We start from the raw sequence: 22,152 nt of genomic DNA on the forward strand, positions 1-22,152 counted from the left end.
ACATGATGTCCTGGACGTGAGGCCGCCACGGGGGCGGCTGTGGAGCCGAGGGAGCCCTCGATGCGGGTCGTATTCGTCCACGGGGCGTGCGCGGTGGATGCCGACTGGTGGTGGCACCGGATGGTGGAGCCACTCGCCGTCCTGGGGCTGGAGAGCCGCAGCGTGGAACTGCCCAGCTGTGGCGAACGGGCCGGGGCCGCGTCCGGCGCGGATCTGTACGCCGACGCCGACGCGGTGCGGGCGGTACTCGACGAGGAGCCCGGGCACCCCGCCGTGCTGTGCGGGCACTCCTACGGCGGGATGGTGATCACCGACGCCGCCGCGGGCCGGGACGACGTCGGCCACCTCCTCTACGTCACGGCCGTGGTGCCGGACCGCGGCGAATCCCTCGCCTCCCTGGCCGGTCCGGAACCCGCGCCCTGGGTCGTACCGCGGGATGACGGCACGGTCGTCCCGAATACGGCGGTCGACCTGCGGGGCGCGTTCCTGCACGACTGCGACGAGGAGGCCGAGGAGGGATTCTTCCAGCGCCTGGGGCCGCAGTCGCAGGCGGCCTTCGCTCAGGCTCCGCGCGGCATCGCCTGGCACGAGATCCCTTCGACGTACATCGTCTGCACCGGGGACCGGGCCACGCCGCCCGCGAAGCAGCGGGAGTTCGCCCGGCGGGCGTCCGGGGTGATCGAACTGCCGACCGGTCACCACCCGTTTCTGTCCCACCCGGATGTGCTGGCCCGGGTGATCGGCGAGATCACCCCGACAGTGGCTCCGGATCGCGACGGGCGGACAGCGGGTTCTTAGTCCCGTCACAGGCCGCCCAAATGGACCTCACAAGAACGGTCAGCACTCTCTGAGTAGTTGCCTGAACTGAGAGGTGAGCCATCGTGAACGATCACGACTCAACAAGCCCCCACGAGCCCCTTCCCGCTCGCCCCGGTTCGAGCGCGACGTCAGGGCCGCAGGCTGCCGGAGGTTCAGGCGGCGCCGGCGCGGCGCCGTCTTCCCCGCCAGTGTCTTGGCCGGACTCGTCGGCCTCGGTGAAGGCCGGGCAAGCACGCCGGCCCAAGGCACGGCGACTGCTGCCGAACACGCGAAGGGGGCGGCTCGCGGCCGCTGCGCTGATGTGTGCGGTGATCGGGCTTTCCGCCGGGTGCGGTACGTCCACGTCGGCGACGACCGCATCCCCCTCGGCGACAGCCGCGTCCCCCTCGGCATCCGGCAGCGGCGGGGCATCCAACGCTCGGTCTGGAGCGGCCGCAGGAGGAGCCGTCGGCACGGTCGACAGCGTGTCCACGTCGGGCTTCACCTTGTCGACAGCGACGGGTCAGAAGGTGACCGTCAACGAGGCGTCCTCTACGACCTACCTGAACGGGACGAGCTCGACCTCGGCGAGTGCCGTGACAACCGGCAAGAGCGTCCTCGTACTGGGCACGACCAGCTCAACGACCATCACGGCCACGCAGGTCATCGTGCAGCCGACCGGCGACGGCGGATCCGCGGCGTCCTCGGCGGCAGGGGTGGTCCCCTTCCAGCAAGGTGCGTCGTCCACGTCGAAGAAGGTCGGTCAGATCCCCGCGAACTACACCGAGGGCGACGGGACGATCGTCAGCGGTACGGCAGCGAACAAGGCGACGGAAGCCGCGCTGGCCGCCTACCCGGGGGGCGTCGTCGACCGTGTTGTGAAGCTGAGCAGCGGCGAGTACGAGGTCCACAACATCGGCGTCAACTGGCCGCACCACGTCTTCGTCGACCAGGACTTCAAGGTCGTCGGCGCCTATTAGCCGCCGGCAGGCGTTGGCCTCGGGTGCCCACCCGATCGCCCGGACAGGCTCTGGTCGAGCGTGCGGGGCAGGCCGAAGTACGGCGCGAGCGCCGTCTCGAACCGGGTGATCTCGCAGATCCGGCGGCCGGCGAGGCCGACCACGACGATTTCCGTGAGGTGCAGGCCCCCGGTGACCGGGTTGCGGATGTACGCGCCCCAGGCCGGCTGGCCGTTCGCCCGGACGGGCACCATCCGGTCGATCCGCGGCCGGTGGGCGCGGATCGCGGTGAAGAAGCGATGCACCGTCGCGGTCCCGCGGTACTCGAACGGCAGCGGCGGCATCCGCACCCACGCGTCGTCGGTCATCAGCGCGACGAGCGCGTCGACGTCCAGTTCGGTGAAGGCCGCGACGAACCGGTCGAGCAGCGCACGCTCCTCCGGGGCGCCGGACGGCGGCGGGGGCGGGTCGTCGGTCGAGCGGGCCGCGTCCATCGTGGCGCGGGCGCGCTTGAGGGCGCTGGTGACGGCGTCCTCGGTCAGCCCCAGCAGCTCGGCGGTCTCCTTCGCGCGGTACCCGAGGACGTCCCGCAGCAGCAGCACGGCGCGCTGGTTCGGAGGCAGCAGCTGGACGGCGGTGACGAACGCGAGCGAGATCGCCTCCCGGGACTCGTACCGGGCCTCGGGCCCCGGCGCCTGATCGGACAGCCTCTCCAGCAGCGCGTCGGGATACGGCTGCAGCCACAGCACCTCACCCACGCGGGTCGGCTCCGGCGCCGCTACCGGCAGCGGCGCCGCCGTCACCGGCCGCCGTCCGGACGACCGCAGCAGGTTGAGGCACCGGTTGGTGGCGATGCGGTACAGCCAGGTGCGGATGGACGAGCGCCCCTCGAAACCGTCGAGGCCGAGCCACGCCGCCAGGAGCGTCTCCTGCAACGCGTCCTCGGCGTCCTGCAGCGAACCGAGCATGCGGTAACAGTGCACCTGCAGCTCGCCGCGGTGCGGCTCGACCAGGGCGGTGAACGCGTCCCGGTCGCCGGCCCGTGCCCGCTCGAGCAGTTCTGCCGACATCTGCCACCTCCGTACCGATCGTCTCTCCTTACTGACACCGGCGACCGACGGAACTGGTCGCGGTCGGCACGCCCATTTTCGGGCGCGCGCCGTGTCTGTCCCTTCGAACGCGACAACACACCACGCCTCGGAGGACACCATGAGCGACCTGTCCGGCAGGACCACGATCGTCGTCGGAGCGAGCCGAGGCCTGGGCCACGGGATCGCCACCGCCTTCGCCGAGGCCGGCGCCCCGGTGGTCGCCGCGGCCCGCACCGCGGCGGCCTTCGCAGAGCCGGCCAACGGCGCCGGCACCATCCAGCAGGAGGTCGCCGATGCCGGTGACGCCACGGTGGCAGGCAGCCTCCTCGACCGCCATGAGCCAGACGTCGTCATTGTGGTGGCCGGCGCAACCCCGCTCATGCGTCCACTGCAGCACCACACCTGGGAGACGTTCTCGGTCAACTGGCACACCGACGTCCGGATCGCCTTCCACTGGCTGCGCGAGGCTCTCCTCAAGCCGCTCCGGCCCGGCAGCAGGGTGATCGTGATCAGCAGCGGTGCCGCCCTCGCCGGGTCACCGCTCAGCGGCGGGTACGCCGGCGCCAAGGCCACCCAGCGCTTCATCACCGGGTACGCCCAGGACGAGGCCAACCGCGCCGGTCTGGGCATCACCTTCACCGCGGTGCTGCCCCGGATCACGCCGCTGACCGACCTCGGCCGGCCGGCGGTGAGGGCGTACGCGTCTCGCAGCGGCCAGTCCGAGGAGGAGTACCTCCAGCACCTGGGCGAGCCACTCACCCCCCAGGTCGCCGGCGCCGCTCTGGTCCAGTTGGTACGGGAAGACGCCGCCACCCTCGCCCCGGGTTACCTGCTGACCGGCGCCGGGCTCCAGAAGCTGCCCTGACCCGGCCCACGCGCCCGCACCCCGCGCGTCAGCCGGCTGGGTTGTGCGTCTGTGCGGGGGCGGGCGGGCCGGTGGGGGTGTTGGTCCAGCTGGCGAGGATGTTGAGGGCTTCGGCGGAGGGGGAGGCGGGTTCGGGGGTGTAGATGACGAGGGTCTGTTCGGCGTCGTCCTCGGTGGCCAGGACCACGTAGTCGAGGGCGAGGTCGCCGACGAGCGGGTGGTGGAGGCGTTTGGTGCCGGTGGTGTGGGCGAGGACGTCGTGGTCGGCCCACATGCGGCGGAAGGTGTCGCTGTGCAGGGACAACTCGCCGATCAGCTCGGTGAGTTGTGGGTCGTCGGGGTGGCGTCCGGCGTACAGGTGCAGTGTGGCCACGCAGTCGCCGGCGACTCGCTCCCAGTCGGTGTACAGGGTGCGGGCGTCTTCGTCGAGGAAGACGAAGCGGGCGGAGTTGCGCTCACGGTGGGGGCGGGCTTCGAAGTCGGTGAAGAGCGCGTAGGCGAGTCGGTTGGCCGCGAGGACGTCCATGCGTCGCCCGAGGACCATCGCGGGGACGCTCAGTGAGTCCAGGGCTCGGTAGAGGGCCGGGCGGACTCTCTGCGGACTGAGCGGTCGCTTGCGGCGGGTCCGGGCCGCGGTGGGCTGGGCGAGATCGAAGAGGTGGGCGCGTTCGGTGTCGTCCAGGTGCAGGGCGCGGGCGACGGCTTCCAGGACGGTTTCGGAGACGCCCTTGGTGCGGCCACGCTCCAGCTGGATGTAGTAGTCGACGCTGACCCCGGCGAGCTGGGCGACTTCCTCGCGCCGCAGCCCCGGAACGCGGCGGGCGCCCGGGTGCGGGGCGATACCGGCCTGTTCGGGGGTGATCCGGCCCCGGCGGCTGCGTAGGAACTCACGGATCTCGGTGCTGCGGTCCATGGGTCCACCGTACGGCGGGTCCCGGCTCGCCGGGCTCCGGAAGGGGGTGCCGCCAGACCCCCGGAAGAGCAGCACCCCGTACGGGGCCCGGACGGTGGTCGGCGGGTGGTTGCCTGGATAGCGGGCCTGCTGCACCGATCGTTTCAGGTCATCCCACGCGCAGGCCGACCCCTGGTTCACCTGATGTGACGCCCCCGCCCCCCTGCGCCGTACGGCCGGAGAAGAGGACAACCCCCATGGCATCGAAACTGACCGGCACCGTCGCTCTCGTCACCGGCGCGAGCAGCGGTATCGGCGCCGCCACCGCCCGCCGGCTCGCCGAGCACGGTGCCTCCGTCGCGCTCGTGGCCCGCCGCAAGGACCGTCTGGAAGACCTCGCCGGCGAGATCGACACGGCGGGCGGCACCGCGCTGGTGGTGGAAGCGGACATCACCGACCGCGTCCAGGCCGAGGCGGCCGTACAGCAGGCCGTCGAGCGGTTCGGACGGCTGGACACCCTGGTCAACAATGCCGGTCTGATGCTCCTGGGCCCGGTCGTCGGCGCGGACGCCGAGGAGTGGGACCGCATGATCGCCGTCAACGTCCAGGGCCTGCTGTACACCACCCGGGCCGCCCTGCCGCATCTGCTCACGGCGGCCGAGGAGGGCCCGCGCCGGGTCGCGGACATCGTCAACATCAGCTCGATCGCCGGCCGCGTGGCGTGGAGCGGTTACGGCGTTTACAACCTCACCAAGTTCGGGGTGAACGGATTCACCGAGTCCCTTCGTCAGGAAGTCACCCAGCGGCACGTGCGCGTCGGTGTCCTCGAGCCGGGTGGCGTGGCGACCGAGCTGGGCTCGCACAACAAGCCCGAGGTCCGAGGCGAGATGATCGACCCCTTCTACGAGCGGACCGAGGTCCTCGCCCCCGAGGACATCGCCGACGGCGTCGCCTACATGGTCACCCGTCCCCGCCACACCGCCGTCGGCGAGCTGTGGATCATGCCGACCGACCAGGTCTGACCCGCCGCCGTCGCACCTCATCACCCCACCCACTGGCGCCCGTCGGGGCGCCGAAAGGAATCCCCCATGAGCAAGGTCATTTTCGTCACCGGTGCCGGACGCGGTCTGGGCACGGACATCGCCCGCGAGGCTCTCGCGGCCGGCCATCAGGTCGTCGCCACCGGCCGCCGCCCCGAGGAGGTCGAGAAGACCCTGGGCGGACCGCAGGACAACCTGCTGGTCACCAAGCTGGACGTCACCAGCCTGGAGGACGCGCAGGCAGCCGCGCAGGCCGCGGTGGACCGGTTCGGCCGGATCGACGTGCTGGTCAACAACGCCGGGAACTTCTTCGCCGGGTACTTCGAGGAGATCTCGCCCGCGCAGATGCGCCGGCAGATCGAGACCAACCTCTTCGGCCCGATGAACGTCACCCGCGCCGTCCTGCCCGTCATGCGAGGGCAGCGCGACGGCCACATCATCACCATTTCGTCGTCCGCCGGGCTGATCGGTCAGGAGTTCTGCGTCGCGTACGCCGCCTCCAAGTTCGGGGTGGAGGGCTGGATGGAGTCGCTGCGCTACGACGTCGAGCCGTACGGCATCCGCACCACGGTCGTGGAGCCCGGCTTCTTCCGCACCGAGCTGCTCGTGGACGCCTCCACCAGCTGGCCCGAGCTGTCCATCGACGACTACGCCCCACGGACCGCCCCGACGATCGAGGGCTGGAAGAGCATGAACGGCAGGCAGACCGGCGATCCCGCCAAGCTCGCCCAGGCCCTGCTGGTCATCGCCGACCAGGACCAGCCGCCGCTGCGCTTCGTCGCCGGCGCGGACGCCATCGAGGCCGTCGAGGCCAAGGCCCGGGAACTGCTGGCCCAGGCCCAGGCCTCCCGCGAGCTGGGCGGCAACCTGGCACACGACGACACCAGCGCCTGAACGCGGGCCGGGCACGCGCGACCCCGTACGACGGCGACGTGATCACTTCCTTGGCTGCGCCGCTGTCCGACGGCAGGGATCCCGCTCGCGGAAGCGACCTGGCTCAGCTCTCGTCTCAGGGCGGCTGCCTCCCCGGCAGCGAGTGAGCCCAGCAGTTCCTCGTCGGTGTCTTTCGCCAGGAGTACGGCCTCGCGCCGCAACTTCTGCCCTTCGGTGGTGAGTTCGATGAGCTGGCGGCGGCGGTCGGCGGTGTCCCGCTCGCGCCGCAGGGCGTCGAGTTTCTCCAGCTCGTCGAGCATGTCGACGACAACACTCGGGGTCACCCCGATGGCCCTGGCGAGTTCCAGTTGCGCCGTCGGCCCGACGGCCAACTTCAGGCTCTTCGCCGGGGGTGTCGTCGTTGCTGAGGTGATCGCCTCCGGTTATCTGACCGTGGCCGGTTTCCTGGATCCGGGCGGTCTGGTCCCCGGTGGAGACAGTGCCGCCGCGAAGACGTACGCGGCGTACGTTGCGACCCGCAGCCTCGCTCGTTTTCGCGGCCCTGCTGCTCGCGGCAGCCCGTCCGCTGGGCGGCCTCGCGTGGCATCCCGAAGGACGTTCCGGGGGTGGCAGGCCGGCGGTTGCACCCCGCTTGCTACCCGGCGCCGGGCGGCTCGGGCGGTGTGGCGGGGTCTTCGTCGGCCAGACCGCGGGTGAGCACTTCGCGGATCATGCCGGCGGTGATGGCGAAGTGCTCGCGTGCGAGTTCCGCCGCGCGGTCCGGTTCGCCGGCCGCGATGGCCTCGTACAGTTCGGTGTGCTCGCGAAGGGCGCGTCGGAAGGTCGACGGCTCACCCCGCCCCCAGGGCTCGATCGGGAAGCCGAGGCTGACCTTGGTCAGCAGGTCGCGGCTGAGGCCGGCGATCTGGGGGTTGCCGGTGGCCTGGCAGACCACCTCGTGGAAGGCGCTGTCGGCGAGCTGTTCGGCGCGGGGGGTGGCCGCCGAGGCGTAGTCGGCCAGGACATCACCGCGCTCGGACCGCGGCGGCTGCGCCCCGTACGCGCCGGGCTCCAGCTGATCTTCCAGGACCCCTACGCCTCGCTCAACCCGCGCCGCCGGGCCGGGGAGATCGTCGCCGAGCCGTTGCTGGTCCACCGGCACGGCAGCGCCGCGCAGATACGCCACCGCGTCGCCGAGCTCTTCGACGTCGTCGGCCTGTCCGCCGCCCACCTCGACCGCTACCCACACGAGTTCTCCGGCGGCCAGCGCCAGCGGATCGGCATCGCACGGGCCCTGGCGACCCGCCCGAAGCTGATCGTCGCCGACGAACCGGTCTCCGCCCTCGACGTCTCGGTCCAGGCCCAGGTGCTCAACCTCTTCGCGGACCTGCAGGAGGAGTTCGGGCTCACCTACGTGTTCATCGCCCACGACCTGGGGGTGGTACGGCATGTGTCCGACCGCATCGCGGTCATGTACCTCGGCCAGGTCATCGAACTCGCCGACGCGGAGTCCCTCTACGCCGCCCCCGCGCACCCCTACACCGAGGCCCTGCTGTCCGCGGTCCCGGAGATCGACGACGGTTCCGGCGATCCCGCCGGCCGGCGGGATCGCATCGTCCTCACCGGCGACGTGCCCAATCCGTCCGACCGCCCGTCCGGCTGCGCCTTCCACCCCCGCTGCCCGTACGCCCGGGACCGCTGCCGCACCGAGCGCCCCGCCCTGGAGGAGACGGCCCCCGGCCGGATGACCGCCTGCCACTACCCGCTCGGCGACAGGACGCCCGGCAGTTGACCGGGCGGCCCCGCACCTGCCGGGTGGGCGGGTGCGGGGCTGTCCGCTGTGTGGGCCGTCTCAGCGGCCGGTCAGGGTCCACAGGTGGTCGGCGGTGCCGTTGTCGTCCCACTGGAGGACCTGGGCGCCGGGGGAGGTGCTCTCGTTGGTGACGCCGAGCAGCAGACCGCTGTTGTAGTTGGCGATCTTGTAGTAGCCGCTGCCTGCCGGGATGAGCTGCCAGAGGTGGTCGGCGGTGCCGTTGTCGCCCCAGATGAGAGCGGTGCCTCCGTCGCTGGTGCTCATGCCGTTGATACCGAGCAGCAGACCGCTCTTCTGGTTGACGATCTTGTAGAGGCCGGATCCGCCGGACACCAGGGTCCAGTTCTCGTCGGTGCCGGTGGTCGAGGTGGCCTGGACGACGGCGGTGCCCTGAGCGGTGGCCGCGTTCTGGGTGTCCAGGGCGAGGCCGCTGTTCTTGTTGGTGATCTGGTAGCGCCCGGCCAGTGAGGTGGAGGTGCCGCTCGGGGTGATGACCAGGTGGTAGCCGTCGGAGGCGTTCATCGCGACGGGAACAGTGATGGAACCGTTGCTGACCGTGTAGTCGGCGTCGGAGACGGTGAACGGAGCGGAGACGGCCGTGGTCCGGCCGCGGGAGGGGGTGTACTCCAGTTTTACGTGCACCGTGCTGCCGAAGTTCGACAGGGAGCCGAGTCCGTTGACGGTGACGGCGGTGGAGCCGGTGCCGCCGCCGAAGATGACGCTGATCTTCTTGCCGTCGCCACTGAGCGAGGCGGCGCCGTCGATGCCGGTCTGGGCCGGGGGAGTGGTGGTGAGCATGTTCCCGGACATGTCGCCGTACCACTTGTACAGCCAGTAGGAGCCGTTGGGCGATCCACCGGTGTCGGTCAGGGTGTCGCCGAGGGTGCCGTAGTGGTTCCAGAAGGCGAGCTCCGCGTCCTGGACGCCGGCCCGCTCGAACTTGGCGACGTAGCCGACGAGGGCGCCGGGTATGCCCATCTCGCTGGGTTCGGCGTACTCCTCGATGGCGATCGGCCGCGGGCTGATGCCCAGGCTGCTCTCCAGGGAGCGGTACGCGGAGACGTGGGCGGCGATGTTCTGGCTGCCCTGGAGTTCGTGCCAGGCGATGATGTCGGGAACGGTGTTGCCGGCCTTGGCGTCGGTGAGGAACTGGCTCATCCAGCTCTGGTTCCACGCGGAGTAGCTGGGGCCCTGGATGGGTGTGGTGGTGTCCTTGGAGCGCACTTCCTTGAAGGTGCGTGCCCAGCCGGCGTCGAAGGCTCCGGCGTTGGTGGTGTCCCAGGTCCAGTCGGGCTCGTTCCACAGTTCGTAGGCGCTGATGTTGGTGGCGCCGGAGGACTTGACGGAGCCGACCTGGGTGTCGACGGCGGACAACCAGTCGCTCCAACTCACCCACTTGTAGGGGAAGTCGGGGTACCAGTCGGGCATCCGGACGACGACCTTGGCGCCGGCCCTGGCCGCCTCGGGGGCGACGACCAGGGCGTCGCCTGCGGGCGCGGGCTCGCCGTTGGGCAGCTGATGGCCGCCCGGTGCCATCTGGACGAAGGTGTTCGGGTGCAGCGGCTGGACGAGGCTGTCGGCCGGGGTGCTCGCGGTCGCGAGGCCGTAGAGGCCGCCGCTGGCGACGTGGGTGACGGACCGCAGGGTCTGGTTGGCGTTGACGACCAGGGTCGTCGACGAGGTGGGGGCCGCGTGGGCGGGCGTACCGGTGAGGGCCCCGGCGGCGGCCAGAACGCCGGTCAGGACGGCGGCGGTTGTGCGGCCGAGCGGCCGGTGTTGACGGTTGCGCGGTCTCGAATCAGACATGGGTGCGGCTCTCCTACGACGGTGGGGAAGAGGGGGACAGGGCCTGCGGTCCGGCCGTTCGGCGAGGGCCGGCCGGCCCGGGACGGTGTGGGGCTGCACTCGCTGTACAGAGGTGTACGAGTGCGGGCGGAACGTGCGGGCCTGCGGTCAGTCCTTGACCGCGCCCGCGGTGACACCTGCCGCGACATAGCGCTGCGCGAGGACGAGCAGAACGGCGGCGGGGATGGAGGCGACGACGGCGGTCGCCATGATCGCGTTCCATTCCTGGTTGTTGTTGCCGATGTAGTGGTAGATGCCGAGAGTGATCGGGCGCAGGTCGCCACCGCCGTCGAGGGTGTTGGCGAAGACGAAGTCGGACCAGGCCCACAGGAAACTGAACAGGGAGACGGTCACCGCGGCGTTGCGGCTGACCGGCAGGACGACGGACCAGAAGGTGCGCCAGGTCCCGGCCCCGTCGATGCGGGCGGCCGCGATGAGTTCACCGGGGATGCCGGACATGAACGCCGTGAAGATCATGACGGCGAAGGGAACGGCGATGGTGGAGTCCGCGATGATCAGTCCCCACCAGGAGTTCAGCAGGCCGCCGCCCAGAAAGACGGCGTAGAAGCCCATGGCCATGACGATGCCGGGGATCATCTGGGCGACCAGCAGTACCAGGCTGAGGACGCCACCGCCTACGGGGCGCAGTTTCGCCAGGGCGAACCCGGCCGGGGCGGCGAGCACGAGGGTGACCGCGACGGTGCCGACGCCGATGAGCAGGCTGGTGGCCAGGTAGGGCAGCTGGTCGCGCAGTACGGCGTGGTAGCCCTCGAAGGTCGGGTGCAGCGGGAAGAGGTCGGGCGGGCTCTTGCGCATGTCCTGCTGCGGGGTGAGGGACACGTTCAGCATCCAGTACACCGGGAAGAGCATGAGCGCGGTGAGCAGGAGGGCGATGGCGGTGCTGCCCGGCGAGCGCCGGGCCCGGGTGCGGAGCGAGGTCACGATTCCTGCCTTCTCTGGACGCGGATGTAGAGCAGTCCGAAGACGAGGGCGATGAGGATGAGGATGTTGCCTACGGCCGCGCCGGGGCCGAACTGCGGGAGCAGTGAGCCGAATCCGAGCCGATAGGACCAGGTCGCAAGGGTGGACGAGGCGTCACCCGGGCCGCCCTTGGTCATGATCCAGATCAGGTCGAAGACCTTGAGGGTGTAGATGAGGCCGAGCAGCACCGTGATGGCGGACACTGGGCGCAGCAGGGGGAAGGTGATGCGCCGGAACTGCTGCCAGCGGTTCGCGCCGTCCAGGGCGGCGGCCTCGTACAGGTCGGCGGGGATGTTCTGCAGACCGCTGTGGAGGACCACCAGATTGAACGGGATGCCGATCCAGATGTTGGCGATGATGACGGACGTCAGCGCCCAGTGCGGTGAGGTCAGCCAGTCGACCGGGCCGACGCCGGCCAGATGCGACAGGTAGTTGATCACCCCGGACTCGCTGTTGAACATCCACGACCAGGTCGACGCGGAGACGATCAGCGGCAGCAGCCAGGGGATCAGGAACAGCGCTCTCAGGGTGGCCGCGAGCGGGAAGCGGCGGTTGAAGAAGACCGCGAGGGCGAGGCCGGCCGTGTACTGGAAGAGGATCGACACCAGGGTGAAGACCATGGTGTTGCGCAGCGCCGGCCCGAAGGTGGGGTCGTGCAGGACCTGCGAGAAGTTGTCCCAGCCGGAGAAGGGTGCGTTGTTGTCCACGAAGGAGCGCACCGTGTAGTGACGCAGGCTCAGGTCGAGGTTGCGATACAGCGGATAGACGTAGAAGGCGGCCAGGTAGACAGCCAGCGGGGCGATGAACGCCCACGCGGTCAGCCGGCTCTTCCGGATCTGGCGCCGCCGGCGCGACTGGGCGTCGCGCCGGTCGGCGTCGGCCGATGGGGCAGTGGTCGCTGCGGACACGGCCTGGGACCGCCTGACGGGGTCGGCTTTGGCGGTGGTCATGCGATCTCCTGTGGGCGGGTTGGCTGTGTCCGAGCGTGCGACAGCGCTGGTGACGCGGTGTCAGCCGGTGTGGGCGGCCGCGGCCTGCTGCGCGGCGTCCAGGGCCGCCTGCGGGCTCTTGCCGCCGGACAGGGCTCCTTGCACAGCGGCCCACATCTGCTGGGAGATGACCGGGTACTTGATGCCCAGTCCGCCGCTGGTGCGGCCGCGCGCCGCGGCCACCGCCGCCACCCACGGCTTCAGCAGCGTGTTCTGCTGGACCTGCTGGGTCTGCACCGCCGCGGTGGGGGCGACGTACGACAGGGTGGTGTCGGTGGCCAGCAGGTTCTTGGCGCTGGTCAGGCAGGTGACGATCTTCTTGCTGACGGCGTAGCGCGAGGTGTCCTTCTGTATCGGCACGGTGACGAACTCGCCGCCGGTGGGGACCGGTGCCGCCCCGCCGTTCTGCGCCGGGATACTGATCACGCCGTAGGTGAAACCGGCCTTCTGGGCGTTGCCGAGCTGCCAGGTGCCGTTCTCGCCGAAGGCGTACGTGCCGGTGGCGAACTCCTGCCAGCTGGTGGTCTGGGTGTTGCTCAGCACGTCATTGGGCGCGTAACCGTCGGCGACCCATCCCTTCCACAGCGACAGGGCGGCCACGCCCTGGCCGGCATTGAGCTTGGTGAGGTCGCCGCCCGCGCCCCAGAACCAGGGCAGGAACTGGAAGCTTCCCTCCTCGGTGCCGATCGCGGAGAAGGTGATTCCCTTCTTCCCCGCCGCCTTGACCTTCTTCAGGGCCGCGGTCAGGGAGGCCCAGTCCTTGATCGACGCGGGGTCGACGTGGGCGGCCGAAAGCACGGAGGCGTTGTAGTACAGCGCGAGGGTGTTGGCGCCGATCGGGACGCCGTAGGCGGCGTTGTCGACCGTGCCGGCGCCGATGATGTTCTTCTGTATGGACGACGTGTCCAGGCCGATGTCGCTCGTCTTGTTGAGGATGCCGGCTTCCACCAGCGTGGAGACGACCGGGTTGTCCACGAGCATCACGTCGGGCGCGTTGCCCTGCTGCGCGGCAAGCAGGGCCTTGTTGCCCAGGTCCGTGGTGTCGTAGCCGGTGCGCTTGACGGTGACCCCGGCCTGGGTGCCGCACTGGGCCACCTGCTTGCCCCAGTCCGAAGAGGCGTCGAACTGCGGGTAGGGGTCCCAGAAGGTGTAGCTGGACGGCTTGCCGGAGGAGGCGGAGGAGGTACCGGAACCGCCGCCGCAAGCGGTGGCGGAGACGAGGGCGCCGACGACGACAGCGGCGGCGATGAGGGAACGACGGGCGTGTCTCACAGGGGTGACCTCATTGTCATGGGTGGTGCGGGGTGCGCGAGATGGGCGGGGGAGGTGGGGGGCTTGCCGGGCGGGGTGCCGGTGCTCCGGGGCGTGGGGATCAGGCGGGCTGCGTCAGGAGGTGGGCAGCCAGACGCGCATGCTGCCGTCCTGGCGGTTGGCCCACGCGTAGTAGGGGATCGCGGTCAGTTCGACGGGCTCACCGGCCGGCGGCACGGGATCGGTGGCCGCATCGGGAGACCGGTAGGGCCACCAGCCGGCGGCGGGGAGCTGCCGGCGGTGGCCGGCGGCCACGACGACGGTGACGCCACCGAGCAGGTCCGGACGGTCCTTCACGGCGAGCGGCCGGGTGGAGTCGATCACGATGTCGTCCAGGCCCCCGCCGGGATGGTCCACCTGTTCCAGGCAGTACACCAGCGGGCCGCGCTCGATCGCCACGCAGCCGCGGACGGCGTCCACCCTGGGGTCAGCCACGGTGAGCCGGGGCTCCAGGCCGAGTTCCAGGACGACCTGGTCGCCCGGCACCCAGGCGCGCTCCAGGCGCAGCCAGCCGTCCTCGACGCGGCTGTCGGACTGGTCGTACGTCCGGTCGCCGCACCGCACCCGGTACTCGCGGCACCACTGGGGGATGCGCAGCGACAGGGTCCAGGGCCGGTCCGCCGGGGTCTCCTCGACGGTCAGGGTGATCGCGCCGTGCCAGGGGTAGTCCGTGCGGGAGCTCACGGTGACCGCGGTGCCGCCGTCGAGGTCACCGCTGTAGCGGCCGGTGACGTACTGGTGGATCTGCAGGCCCTGCCCGTCCGTTGAGGACAGGTAGTGCTCCAGGCCGGCCAGCAGCCGCATGACGTTCGGTGGGCAGCAGGCGCAGCGGAACCAGCGGGTGCGGCGGGCCGACTGGTCGCCGCCGGGGTCGGTGTGCCCGTCGCGGACCTGAAGCGGGTTCACGTACAGCCAGCTCTCGCCGTCCAGGGCGACTCCGGCGAGGAAGCCGTTGTACAGGGTGCGCTCGATCAGGTCGCTGTAGCGGGCCTGCCCGGTGAGCAGGGCCATCCGCCAGCTCCACTGGATCGAGGCGATGGCGGCGCAGGTCTCGCAGTAGGCCCGCTCGGTGGGCAACTCGTACGGGTCACCGAAGTCCTCCTCGTCGTGGTGGGCGCCGAGCCCTCCGGTGATGTGGGTCTTGGTGGTGGTCATGGCCTGCCACATCCGCTCGGACGCGGCCAGCAGCTCGGCGTCGCCCGTCTCGGTGGCCAGGTCGGCCGCGCCCGCCAGCAGGTACAGCTGGCGCACGGCGTGCCCTTCGACGTTGGTCGCCGAGCGCACCGGCACCCGGTCCTGGCAGTACGCCTCACCGCCCAGCAGGCCATGGCCGTACCGGTCGACGAAGTAGCCCGCCAGGTCCAGGTAGCGCCGCTCGCCGGTCTCGCGGTAGAGCTCGACCAGCGCGGTCTCCACCTCGGGGTGCCCGTCGACGCCGTCGATGGGCTTGCCACTGCCGGGCGGACCGAAGACCGAGTCGATGTGGTCGGCGAAGCGGCGTGCCACATCGAGCAGTTCCTCGCTCCCGGTGGCCCGGTGATGGGCCACCGCCGCCTGCATCAGGTGTCCCGCGCAGTACAGCTCGTGGCCCCAGCGCAGGTCCTGGTAGCGCTCGCCGCCATGACGGACCTGGAACCAGGTGTTGAGGTATCCGTCGCTCCGCTGTGCCCGGGCCACGAGGGAGATGATCCGATCGACGTCGTCGGCGAGCCGGCGGGTCTCGGGGCCGCCCTCTCCTGGCGCCGACTGGGCCAGCTGCCAGGAAGCGGCCTCCAGCCACTTGTAGACGTCGGAGTCCACGAACGGGTACGCGCCCCGGAACTCGCCCTGCTCCGAGCCCGCGGCCACCCGTAGGTTGTGCAGGTTTCCGGCGGACTCCAGCAGCCCGGGGCCCTGCGGTATGGACGTGCTCGCGTTGACCTCCCGGCGGATGTGCCAGAACCCGGCGCTCACCTCAACGGTGGCGGGAAGCAGCGCGGCGCGGGCGCCCGGGCTGAGGCCTACCGGACCCGTGGCGAGCGGGGCGGATCGTGTGCGGGGCATGGCTCTCCGAAGAGGTCGGTGGTCGAACGGGATCCGGCACAGGGCGGTTGAGGCCCCCGTGCATCGGAGGGCGGCACAACCACCATCCGGACCCGATTGGGAAAACGTTTTTCTGCCGGAAAGCTAGAGAGCCTGTGGGCGCCGGTCAAGGGTGTGTGCGAAAGTATTTTCCCCCCGCTCCTCAGGACTGGCGGGCGGCGTGGAACGCTGCCAGGATGGGCATCGCCACCGTCAAAAGGAAAAGGGTTGCTCGTGGCCGATGCAGAACGTTCTTCCTCCGCTCGCCGGGCGAAGCTCGCCGATGTCGCTTCCCTGGCCGGGGTGAGCGTGGGGACGGCCTCCAAGGCGCTGAACGGCAACGGGAGGATGCGGCCCGAGACCCGGCAGCGGGTCCTGGCCGCGGTCGAGGCGCTCGATTTCCGGCCCAACCAGCACGCGCAGAGCCTGCACACCGGCCGCAGCTGGACGGTCGGACTGATGACCACGGACGGCATCGGCCGCTTCAGCACCCCGGTGCTGCTCGGCGCGGAGGACGCGCTCGGAGCCGGGAAGATCTCCGTACTGCTGTGCGACACCCGGGGCGACACCATCCGGGAACAGCACCACCTGCGCAACCTCGTCGACCGCCGGGTGGACGGCATCATCGTCACCGGCCGCCGTACGGACCCCCGCCCTCCCCTGATGGGCATCGATCCGATCCCGACCGTCTACGCGCTCTCCCCCTCCACCGACCCGGCCGACACCTCGGTGGTCTCCGACGACCGCGGCGGCGCCCACCTCGCCGTCGAGCACCTCCTCGCCACCGGCCGTACCCGCATCGCGCACGTCACCGGCCCGGCGCACCACGCGGCCGCCCGCGACCGCGCCCGCCACACGGTCGAACTGCTGGAACGCTCCTCGCTGACGCTCGCGACCCGCCGGGTCCACTTCGGCGAATGGAGCGAGGCGTGGGGGCGTAGCGCCGCCGAGGCCGTGCTGCGGACGGAGCCGGACACGGACGCCTTCTTCTGCGGCAATGACCAGATCGCCCGCGGCGTGGCGGACGCCCTGCGCGAGAAAGGCGTGGACGTCCCCGGGGACGTCGCGATCGTCGGCTACGACAACTGGGACACCATGGCCCTGGCCTCCCGCCCGCCGCTCACGACGATCGACATGGACCTCACCGAGATCGGCCGAACGGCCGCCCTCCGGCTACTGGACGCCATCAACTCCAGCCCCGAGCCCGGCCTGCACGCCGTCCCCAGTCGTCTCATCGTCCGCGAGTCCACCTGAGGCCCTTCGACCTGGGCGACGGTCGCCACGGAACGTTCCGGGGCGAACTCCCTCGTCAGCCCCCGGCCCGCTCCAGCGCCAGTTCCAGGACGGCCAGCAGCGCGTCGCGTACCGAGCCGCGCCGGCGGGCGTCGAAGGTGACCAGGGGGACCTGGTCGGCGACGTCGAGCGCCCAGCGGACCTCGTCCAGGTCGTGCTCGACCTTGCCGTCGAAGGCGTTGACCGCGACGACGAACGGGATCTGCTTGTGCTCGAAGTAGTCGACCGCGGCGTAGCAGTCGTCCAGCCGCCGGGTGTCGACGATGACGAGCCCGCCGAGCGCCCCCTCGACCAAGTCGTCCCACATGAAGCCGAACCGCTCCTGGCCGGGGGTGCCGAACAGGTAGAGCTTCAGGGTCGGGTCGATGGTGATGCAGCCGAAGTCCATGGCGACCGTGGTGGTCGTCTTGCGCGGCGTGTGGCTGAGGTCGTCCACGCCCGCCGCGACCTCGGTGATGGCCGCTTCGGTGGTCAGCGGTTCGATCTCGGAGATGGAGCCGACGGTCGTGGTCTTGCCCACCCCGAAGCCGCCCGCGATGACCAGCTTGACCGGCAGCGGCGGCCGGTCGGCGGTCTGCTGGGCGCGGCCGCGGGCCGCGGTATCGGTTGGTGTCACGGCGGTGTCTCCCGGGAGTCGGGGATGGTCCGCAGACCATCGATAACCCTGCGCAGTACGGAGAGGTCGTTGGCGGCATCGGGTCCGGGTACGTACACCGACAGGTCGCCGGTGGACTCCAGGTCCTCGGCCAGGACGCGGACCACGTTCAGATGCAGCCGCAGCCGGGCCGCGACCTCCGCGAGCGACTGCGGCTGCCGGCACAGGGCGATGATGTCGCGCCGCTCGAAGGCCAGCCGTTCCATGCCCACGATGCCCGCCGCGGTCGATACGACCTGGGTCTCCAGGGGCATCGGCGTGCCGGACCTGGTGCCCGCCACCCGGCCCGCGGTGACCAGGAACGGCCGTACGGCGGGGGCGCGCCCGACCGGGTCGGCGGCCGGGCCCGTGACGGCGTCCTCGTCGGCTTGCGTGTCGCCGGCGGTCATGGGCCCTCCTTCCCCCAACCCCGGATTCCTCCCCTGTACCGGTCACCCGGCAGATCTGGAACCGAGGTTGTTCTTCAGTTCGAGGACGAGCTGCGGGCTCAGCGCGGCGCCGGCCCGGTTGGCGAAAACGGTCATCTCGTACGCGATGTTGCCCAGTTTGGCCTCCTTGGAGGTGACCACACCGAGCACGGCGCCGCTGCCGATCGCGGAGACCAGGACATGCCCCTGCTCCAGATCGATGATCACCTTGTTGAGGCCACCGAGACCGTAGTTGCCCGCGACACCGGCCGCCAGGCTGGTCATGCCGGAGACGATGGCGGCGAGCCGCTCGGAGTCCGAGCTGTCACGTAGCTGCGAGACCGCGATCAACAGCCCGTCGGAGGACACGGCGATGGCGTCCACCACTCCCGCGGTCTCTGTGGCGAAACGGCTCAACAGCCAGGTGAAGTCGGCTGCGGCGGTCCGTAGTTCGCCGGGCGTGGCCTGCTCGGTCGAGGTGTCACCTGTCGGCGTTGTCACTGCTCCGCTCCTTCCGGAAGCCCAGCTTGGTGCTGGGCGTTGCTGGGGGCCGTGGTGTCGGCGCTGTCTCGGTGCGCGCGTTCCACGGCTGCTTCGAACTCGTCGAGTTCCGAGCGCACGGCCTCCGCGTCGGCGATGCGAGGCGCCTCGGGTACCCGGCGTTCCCGGGTCTCGCCCAGCGTCGCCTGGAGGGTGGCGCCACGCACCCGGCGGTGCAGCGGACGCGACTCGCCGTCCTCCGGTTCACCGGAGGAGTGCTGGGCGGCAGGTTCGGCAGCCGCGGGGTCCGCCGGGGCATGGTGCCGCTGGGGGACGCGCTGCGGCAGCGGGGCCGGTTCGGCACGCCGGTGGTCGTCGGCGTCGGCGTCGGCGTCGGCGGCCGGCAGCGCGGCCCGAGGCTGCGGGAGCGCCGACGCGGGGAGCGTGGGCGCCGGCGGACGGGGGTCCGCCGACGACAGCTGCGGCAGCGCGGCCCCGGCGTCGGCGTCCCGAGCGCCGGGGCGGTCGGTATCGTGCGCCGGGCCGGTGTCCTCCGCGAAGGGGCTCATCACGAGCAGCAGCGCCGAGGGGATCGCCACCCGGCTGGTGACACCGCCGCCCGGTGTACGGCTCAGGGTGACGCGGACACCCCAGCGACGGGCCAGGCTGCCGACGACGAACAGGCCGAGCACCTTGGTGGGCGCCAGATCGAGGCGTTCGCGGCGGATCAGCCGGGAGTTCTCCTCCGCGAGCCGTTCCTCGCTCATGCCGAGCCCGTGGTCGCTGACTTCGATCAGGGCGCCCTCGGCCCCGGTGCTCACCACCACCTCGACCGGGGTGTGGGCCGGGGAGAACGCCACCGCGTTCTCCAGGAGTTCGGCGATCATCAAGGTCAGGTCGGCGATGATGTCGGGAGCCACCGTGACATCCCTGTCGCCGTCCAGCGAGACCCGCTGGAAGCCCTCGATCTGCCCGAGCGCGGCCCGTACGACGTTGGTGAGCGCGATGGGGCCGGCGTCCAGCCCTGTCTCGCGGACGCCGGCCAACAGCATCAGGCTGTCCGCGTTGCGCTGCAGACGTACCGCGAGGTGGTCGATGCGGTAGAGGCGGCCGAGCAGGTCGGGGTTGGTCTCGCCGCGCTCGACGGCGTCGATCAGGGCGAGCTGGCGGGCGGTCAGATTGCTGACCCGCCGGCCGACGTTGCCGAACATCTCGGCCACGTTGCGGCGGCTGAGCACCTGGCGTTCGAGCAGCGCGGCGGCGGCGGTCTGAACGCGGTTGAAGGCGTCCGCCAGATCACCTATCTCGTCGCGTGCCGTTACCGGCACCTTGCGCAGTCGCGGTGGGCTCGCGTCGTCGGTGTCGTCGTCGGCCACCCTGGCGAGTTCCTCGCCGGCGACCTCGGCCACCTGGGTGGCGGCGGCGGTGAGGGCCTGTACCGGGCGGACCACCGAGCGGCGGATGACCACCGAGAAGGCCAGCCAGACGACGAACGCCAGCAGTGCGCTGACGAGCAGCCAGGCGGCCCGCCGCCACGCCTTGCTGGACGCCTGGTCGACGCGGTCGGCGATCTGGCCGATCAGCGAGCCGGTGATACCCAGCCGGTTCTGCGCCTGCGTCTGGTAGTCCGGGTACGCCCGCAGGGCCTTGGCGAACGCCTTCCGTATCTGCTCCGGCCCCTGGATCTGCAGAGCGCCGGGGTCGGTCTGCAGCCCCGCGTACTGCGACAGGATGGTGTTCCACACGGGGGTCTGCTGGACCTTGGCGAGTTCGGTGCGCTGCGCGTCGGTGGAGAACCGGCCGAAGCGGGCGGTCTGGTAGGTGTACAGCTTGTTGTCGCCGACCGCGTTGACGAACTCGGTCAGTGCGTTGGCGTCGCCGGTCTGCGCGGAGAACACCGCGGTCTCGAAGGACCTGTAGGAGGCTGCCGCGTGCAGCAGCGAATCCAGCTGGATGGCGGTGATGGTGTCGTGCATGTTGTGGACGAGGCCGAGGCCGTCGATCAGGCCGTCCACGGGCGAGAGGTACGCCTGGTCGATCTTGGCGGTGGACAGGTAGCTCTGCTCGACACCGGCCCGTAGACCGCCCAGGCCGCCGATCTTCTTGAGGGCCAGCGCCTCGTTGGTGGACAGGCGGCCGCCGAAGCTCTCACGGACCGTGGCGACCTGGGCGTCCACTGCGGCCTGGGCCTTCTGGTAGGCGATGAGCGAGGGGCGCTCGCCGGAGGTGGCGGCCTCGTACCGTACCGACAGCAGCAGCGCCTGCTGATGCTCGCTCTGCAGCCGGTCGACGAGTTCGGCGACCGGTCGGCTGTCGCGGACCAACTGGGCGTCCGCGGCGGCGTCCCGGGCCTGCCCCACCAGGCCGGTGATCACATCGGCGATCAGCAGGCAGATCACCACCAGCGGCACGCCGACCAGCACGTTGAGCTTGCGCCGGAACGGCCACCGATCCGTCATGCTCCGCCGGCCGCGCAGGTCGCGCCGCGCCGGCTCCGGCCGCGCAGGCCCGTTCACCTCGTCCACGGACACCAAGCCCTCCTGGGTCTCTTCTCCTCGGAATCAGGGACGCCCCGGCGCCCGAAAGGGAGCCAACCGGAAGTTGTGGACCGGCTGTTGGGGGACGGCGTTGACGTCCCTGACCAGGCACTTGGTGTCCTTGTGGGACCGTTTCCGGACGAAGCGGATCAAGGCAGACCGACCGACCGCATGATGTCGATCACTGAGCCAACTGCCCGGGAGACTACCGCTTCTTTCCGAAACATCAACGACCTCGTCACTTAACTTCTGCGTCAAATCCCTCGCTTGCCTCTGGCGATGGCCGACGGGGATCGCCGCGCTGGACCGGGCCCGGGGACTGGCCGGGGGGCCTCTTGGCCGGGGCGCGTTCGACGGCGAGCTTCTGCAGGCAGCCACCACGCGCCGTGGCCGTCCACGCGGTGACCTCGTGTCAGGACGACGACACCCCCTGTCCGGACTCACGCGGTGACGCATTGGATCTTGTTTGGGGCTTGCAGGCAAAAATTTTGTTTGTGCATAACTCTGTCTAGTTATTGCGCACTGATGTCGAGGAGATTACGGTCCCCCTTGCGACCGCCACCCGTCATCCGCCCGTCCACACCAGCCCTCGCGCCACCTCGCCAGCCACCGCTCACAGAGTCGGCGAGGTGTCTTGCTGTGCCCTGTACTGCGTCAATCTCTTGCGTCCTCGCTTCTTCCCCGTCCCACCGAACCCGGCGGTGCCCACGGCGCAGGTCTGGCATTTCGTGCCGAAAGGAGCAATAAGTGTTCCATTCCATCCGAGATCTGAGACGAGCCCTCGTCTGGGGGGTCAGCACCGCGTTGTTGGCTACCGGCGGCGTCTTCGCTCTGGCTGTCCAACCGGCGTGGGCGGCGACTGCTGCCACTGGTGGTAGCGGGGCGAGCCTGCCGTACGTGGAGGTGCAGGCGGAGAACTCCGCGACCAACGGCACGGTGATCGGCCCGAGTTACACCCAGGGTCAGTTGGCTGACGAGGCGTCGTATCGCAAGGCCACGACGTTGCAGGGCACCGGCAAGTACGTCACGTTCACCACGCCGGTGGCGACGAACTCGATCGACTTCCGGTACAGCATCCCCGACACCTCGGGCGGCTCGGTCTACACCGCGCCGCTGTCGCTGTACATCAACGGCACCAAGCAGTCCAACTTCACCCTCACCAACGCTTATAGCTGGTACTACGGCAGCTATCCGTTCACCAACACCCCGGGCAGCAACCCGCACCACTTCTACGACGAGGCCCACCGGCTGTTCTCCACGAC

General features: G+C 70.5%; 20 protein-coding genes and 1 pseudogene. 8 read left to right on the forward strand and 13 right to left on the reverse strand.

Features of this window, described 5'->3' with window-relative positions:
- Positions 1-60: 60 nt before the first annotated feature.
- Both ACFXJ5_RS20020 and ACFXJ5_RS20025 read left to right on the forward strand, forming a co-directional pair.
- On the forward strand, positions 61-798 hold the full coding sequence (locus tag ACFXJ5_RS20020) for an alpha/beta fold hydrolase (RefSeq protein WP_384632353.1): 738 nt from the start codon (positions 61-63) through the stop codon (positions 796-798).
- 485 nt (positions 799-1,283) lie between these two features.
- Positions 1,284-1,778: a hypothetical protein gene (locus tag ACFXJ5_RS20025; protein WP_384632356.1), complete on the forward strand. Its 495-nt coding sequence runs from the start codon at positions 1,284-1,286 to the stop codon at positions 1,776-1,778.
- Here the strand turns inward: ACFXJ5_RS20025 and ACFXJ5_RS20030 are convergent.
- Positions 1,775-2,827, reverse strand: coding sequence for a sigma-70 family RNA polymerase sigma factor (locus ACFXJ5_RS20030; RefSeq protein ID WP_384632359.1), 1,053 nt, complete (start codon positions 2,825-2,827; stop codon positions 1,775-1,777). The two genes, ACFXJ5_RS20025 and ACFXJ5_RS20030, sit on opposite strands and share 4 nt — an antisense overlap.
- 139 nt (positions 2,828-2,966) lie before the next feature.
- Between ACFXJ5_RS20030 and ACFXJ5_RS20035 the strand changes: the two genes are divergently transcribed.
- Positions 2,967-3,713 carry an SDR family oxidoreductase gene (locus tag ACFXJ5_RS20035; RefSeq protein WP_384632362.1) on the forward strand — a complete coding sequence of 249 codons (747 nt, stop codon included), beginning with the start codon at positions 2,967-2,969 and terminating at the stop codon, positions 3,711-3,713.
- A 28-nt stretch (positions 3,714-3,741) separates the two neighbouring features.
- Here the strand turns inward: ACFXJ5_RS20035 and ACFXJ5_RS20040 are convergent, their stop codons facing one another.
- Positions 3,742-4,626 carry a helix-turn-helix transcriptional regulator gene (locus ACFXJ5_RS20040; RefSeq protein ID WP_384632365.1) on the reverse strand — a complete coding sequence of 295 codons (885 nt, stop codon included), beginning with the start codon at positions 4,624-4,626 and terminating at the stop codon, positions 3,742-3,744.
- Between the two features lie 236 nt (positions 4,627-4,862).
- Between ACFXJ5_RS20040 and ACFXJ5_RS20045 the strand changes: the two genes are divergently transcribed.
- Entirely contained in the window at positions 4,863-5,627 is a 765-nt protein-coding gene (locus ACFXJ5_RS20045) for an SDR family NAD(P)-dependent oxidoreductase (protein WP_384632368.1), read from the forward strand.
- Positions 5,628-5,693: 66 nt separating this feature from the next.
- Positions 5,694-6,539, forward strand: a complete 846-nt coding sequence (locus tag ACFXJ5_RS20050) for an SDR family oxidoreductase (protein ID WP_384632371.1) — start codon at positions 5,694-5,696, stop codon at positions 6,537-6,539.
- 248 nt (positions 6,540-6,787) lie between these two features.
- On the opposite strand, the pseudogene ACFXJ5_RS20055 reads toward ACFXJ5_RS20050, so the two are convergent.
- Together ACFXJ5_RS20055 and ACFXJ5_RS20060 are read right to left on the reverse strand one after the other, a co-directional pair.
- A pseudogene (locus ACFXJ5_RS20055) lies at positions 6,788-6,910 on the reverse strand (MarR family transcriptional regulator); the annotation flags it as partial.
- A 263-nt stretch (positions 6,911-7,173) separates the two neighbouring features.
- A complete protein-coding gene (locus ACFXJ5_RS20060) occupies positions 7,174-7,473 on the reverse strand; it encodes an FCD domain-containing protein (RefSeq protein ID WP_384632373.1) in 300 nt (99 codons plus the stop codon).
- Between the two features lie 3 nt (positions 7,474-7,476).
- Between ACFXJ5_RS20060 and ACFXJ5_RS20065 the strand changes: the two genes are divergently transcribed.
- On the forward strand, positions 7,477-8,310 hold the full coding sequence (locus ACFXJ5_RS20065) for an ABC transporter ATP-binding protein (RefSeq protein ID WP_384632376.1): 834 nt from the start codon (positions 7,477-7,479) through the stop codon (positions 8,308-8,310).
- A 60-nt stretch (positions 8,311-8,370) separates the two neighbouring features.
- Here the strand turns inward: ACFXJ5_RS20065 and ACFXJ5_RS20070 are convergent, their stop codons facing one another.
- The 5 genes from ACFXJ5_RS20070 to ACFXJ5_RS20090 all read right to left on the reverse strand — a co-directional run bounded on the left by ACFXJ5_RS20070 (position 8,371) and on the right by ACFXJ5_RS20090 (position 15,500).
- Positions 8,371-10,137: an RICIN domain-containing protein gene (locus ACFXJ5_RS20070; RefSeq protein WP_384632379.1), complete on the reverse strand. Its 1,767-nt coding sequence runs from the start codon at positions 10,135-10,137 to the stop codon at positions 8,371-8,373.
- A gap of 147 nt (positions 10,138-10,284) precedes the next feature.
- A complete protein-coding gene (locus ACFXJ5_RS20075; protein ID WP_384632419.1) occupies positions 10,285-11,046 on the reverse strand; it encodes a carbohydrate ABC transporter permease in 762 nt (253 codons plus the stop codon).
- A 68-nt stretch (positions 11,047-11,114) separates the two neighbouring features.
- Entirely contained in the window at positions 11,115-12,107 is a 993-nt protein-coding gene (locus ACFXJ5_RS20080; RefSeq protein WP_384632382.1) for a carbohydrate ABC transporter permease, read from the reverse strand.
- 60 nt (positions 12,108-12,167) lie between these two features.
- Positions 12,168-13,418, reverse strand: coding sequence for an extracellular solute-binding protein (locus ACFXJ5_RS20085; protein ID WP_384632385.1), 1,251 nt, complete (start codon positions 13,416-13,418; stop codon positions 12,168-12,170).
- Positions 13,419-13,532: 114 nt separating this feature from the next.
- Complete coding sequence (locus ACFXJ5_RS20090; protein WP_384632389.1) at positions 13,533-15,500, reverse strand: glycoside hydrolase family 127 protein; 1,968 nt, start codon at positions 15,498-15,500, stop codon at positions 13,533-13,535.
- A gap of 252 nt (positions 15,501-15,752) precedes the next feature.
- On the opposite strand from ACFXJ5_RS20090, the gene ACFXJ5_RS20095 reads away from it, so the two are divergent.
- Positions 15,753-16,772, forward strand: coding sequence for a LacI family DNA-binding transcriptional regulator (locus ACFXJ5_RS20095; protein WP_384632392.1), 1,020 nt, complete (start codon positions 15,753-15,755; stop codon positions 16,770-16,772).
- 55 nt (positions 16,773-16,827) lie between these two features.
- Here ACFXJ5_RS20095 and ACFXJ5_RS20100 read toward each other — a convergent pair whose 3' ends face one another.
- The 4 genes from ACFXJ5_RS20100 to ACFXJ5_RS20115 are packed head-to-tail and all read right to left on the reverse strand — an operon-like array spanning position 16,828 to position 20,884.
- Complete coding sequence (locus tag ACFXJ5_RS20100; RefSeq protein WP_384632395.1) at positions 16,828-17,427, reverse strand: ATP/GTP-binding protein; 600 nt, start codon at positions 17,425-17,427, stop codon at positions 16,828-16,830.
- Positions 17,424-17,855 (reverse strand): DUF742 domain-containing protein, encoded by a 432-nt coding sequence (locus tag ACFXJ5_RS20105; RefSeq protein ID WP_384632398.1) that lies wholly within the window; start codon positions 17,853-17,855, stop codon positions 17,424-17,426. The genes ACFXJ5_RS20100 and ACFXJ5_RS20105 overlap by 4 nt, the downstream gene beginning before the upstream one ends.
- A 42-nt stretch (positions 17,856-17,897) precedes the next feature.
- Positions 17,898-18,374 (reverse strand): roadblock/LC7 domain-containing protein, encoded by a 477-nt coding sequence (locus ACFXJ5_RS20110; protein WP_384632401.1) that lies wholly within the window; start codon positions 18,372-18,374, stop codon positions 17,898-17,900.
- Positions 18,371-20,884 carry an ATP-binding protein gene (locus tag ACFXJ5_RS20115; RefSeq protein WP_384632404.1) on the reverse strand — a complete coding sequence of 838 codons (2,514 nt, stop codon included), beginning with the start codon at positions 20,882-20,884 and terminating at the stop codon, positions 18,371-18,373. The genes ACFXJ5_RS20110 and ACFXJ5_RS20115 overlap by 4 nt, the downstream gene beginning before the upstream one ends.
- A 903-nt stretch (positions 20,885-21,787) precedes the next feature.
- On the opposite strand from ACFXJ5_RS20115, the gene ACFXJ5_RS20120 reads away from it, so the two are divergent.
- On the forward strand, positions 21,788-22,152 hold a 365-nt coding region (locus ACFXJ5_RS20120), incomplete at its 3' end, for a carbohydrate-binding protein (protein ID WP_459253988.1).

The organism is Streptomyces sp. NPDC059373 (assembly GCF_042751495.1).
GTDB lineage: Bacteria > Actinomycetota > Actinomycetes > Streptomycetales > Streptomycetaceae > Actinacidiphila.

Excerpts from the sequence above, each read along its gene's own strand:
- ACFXJ5_RS20020 (WP_384632353.1), top strand. The coding sequence starts at position 61 with ATGCGGGTCGTATTCGTCCACGGGGCGTGCGCGGTGGATGCCGACTGG.
- ACFXJ5_RS20030 (WP_384632359.1), bottom strand. The coding sequence starts at position 2,827 with ATGTCGGCAGAACTGCTCGAGCGGGCACGGGCCGGCGACCGGGACGCG.
- ACFXJ5_RS20035 (WP_384632362.1), top strand. The coding sequence starts at position 2,967 with ATGAGCGACCTGTCCGGCAGGACCACGATCGTCGTCGGAGCGAGCCGA.
- ACFXJ5_RS20040 (WP_384632365.1), bottom strand. The coding sequence starts at position 4,626 with ATGGACCGCAGCACCGAGATCCGTGAGTTCCTACGCAGCCGCCGGGGC.
- ACFXJ5_RS20045 (WP_384632368.1), top strand. The coding sequence starts at position 4,863 with ATGGCATCGAAACTGACCGGCACCGTCGCTCTCGTCACCGGCGCGAGC.
- ACFXJ5_RS20050 (WP_384632371.1), top strand. The coding sequence starts at position 5,694 with ATGAGCAAGGTCATTTTCGTCACCGGTGCCGGACGCGGTCTGGGCACG.
- ACFXJ5_RS20070 (WP_384632379.1), bottom strand. The coding sequence starts at position 10,137 with ATGTCTGATTCGAGACCGCGCAACCGTCAACACCGGCCGCTCGGCCGC.
- ACFXJ5_RS20075 (WP_384632419.1), bottom strand. The coding sequence starts at position 11,046 with ATGCTCTTCCCGGTGTACTGGATGCTGAACGTGTCCCTCACCCCGCAG.
- ACFXJ5_RS20080 (WP_384632382.1), bottom strand. The coding sequence starts at position 12,107 with ATGACCACCGCCAAAGCCGACCCCGTCAGGCGGTCCCAGGCCGTGTCC.
- ACFXJ5_RS20090 (WP_384632389.1), bottom strand. The coding sequence starts at position 15,500 with ATGCCCCGCACACGATCCGCCCCGCTCGCCACGGGTCCGGTAGGCCTC.
- ACFXJ5_RS20105 (WP_384632398.1), bottom strand. The coding sequence starts at position 17,855 with ATGACCGCCGGCGACACGCAAGCCGACGAGGACGCCGTCACGGGCCCG.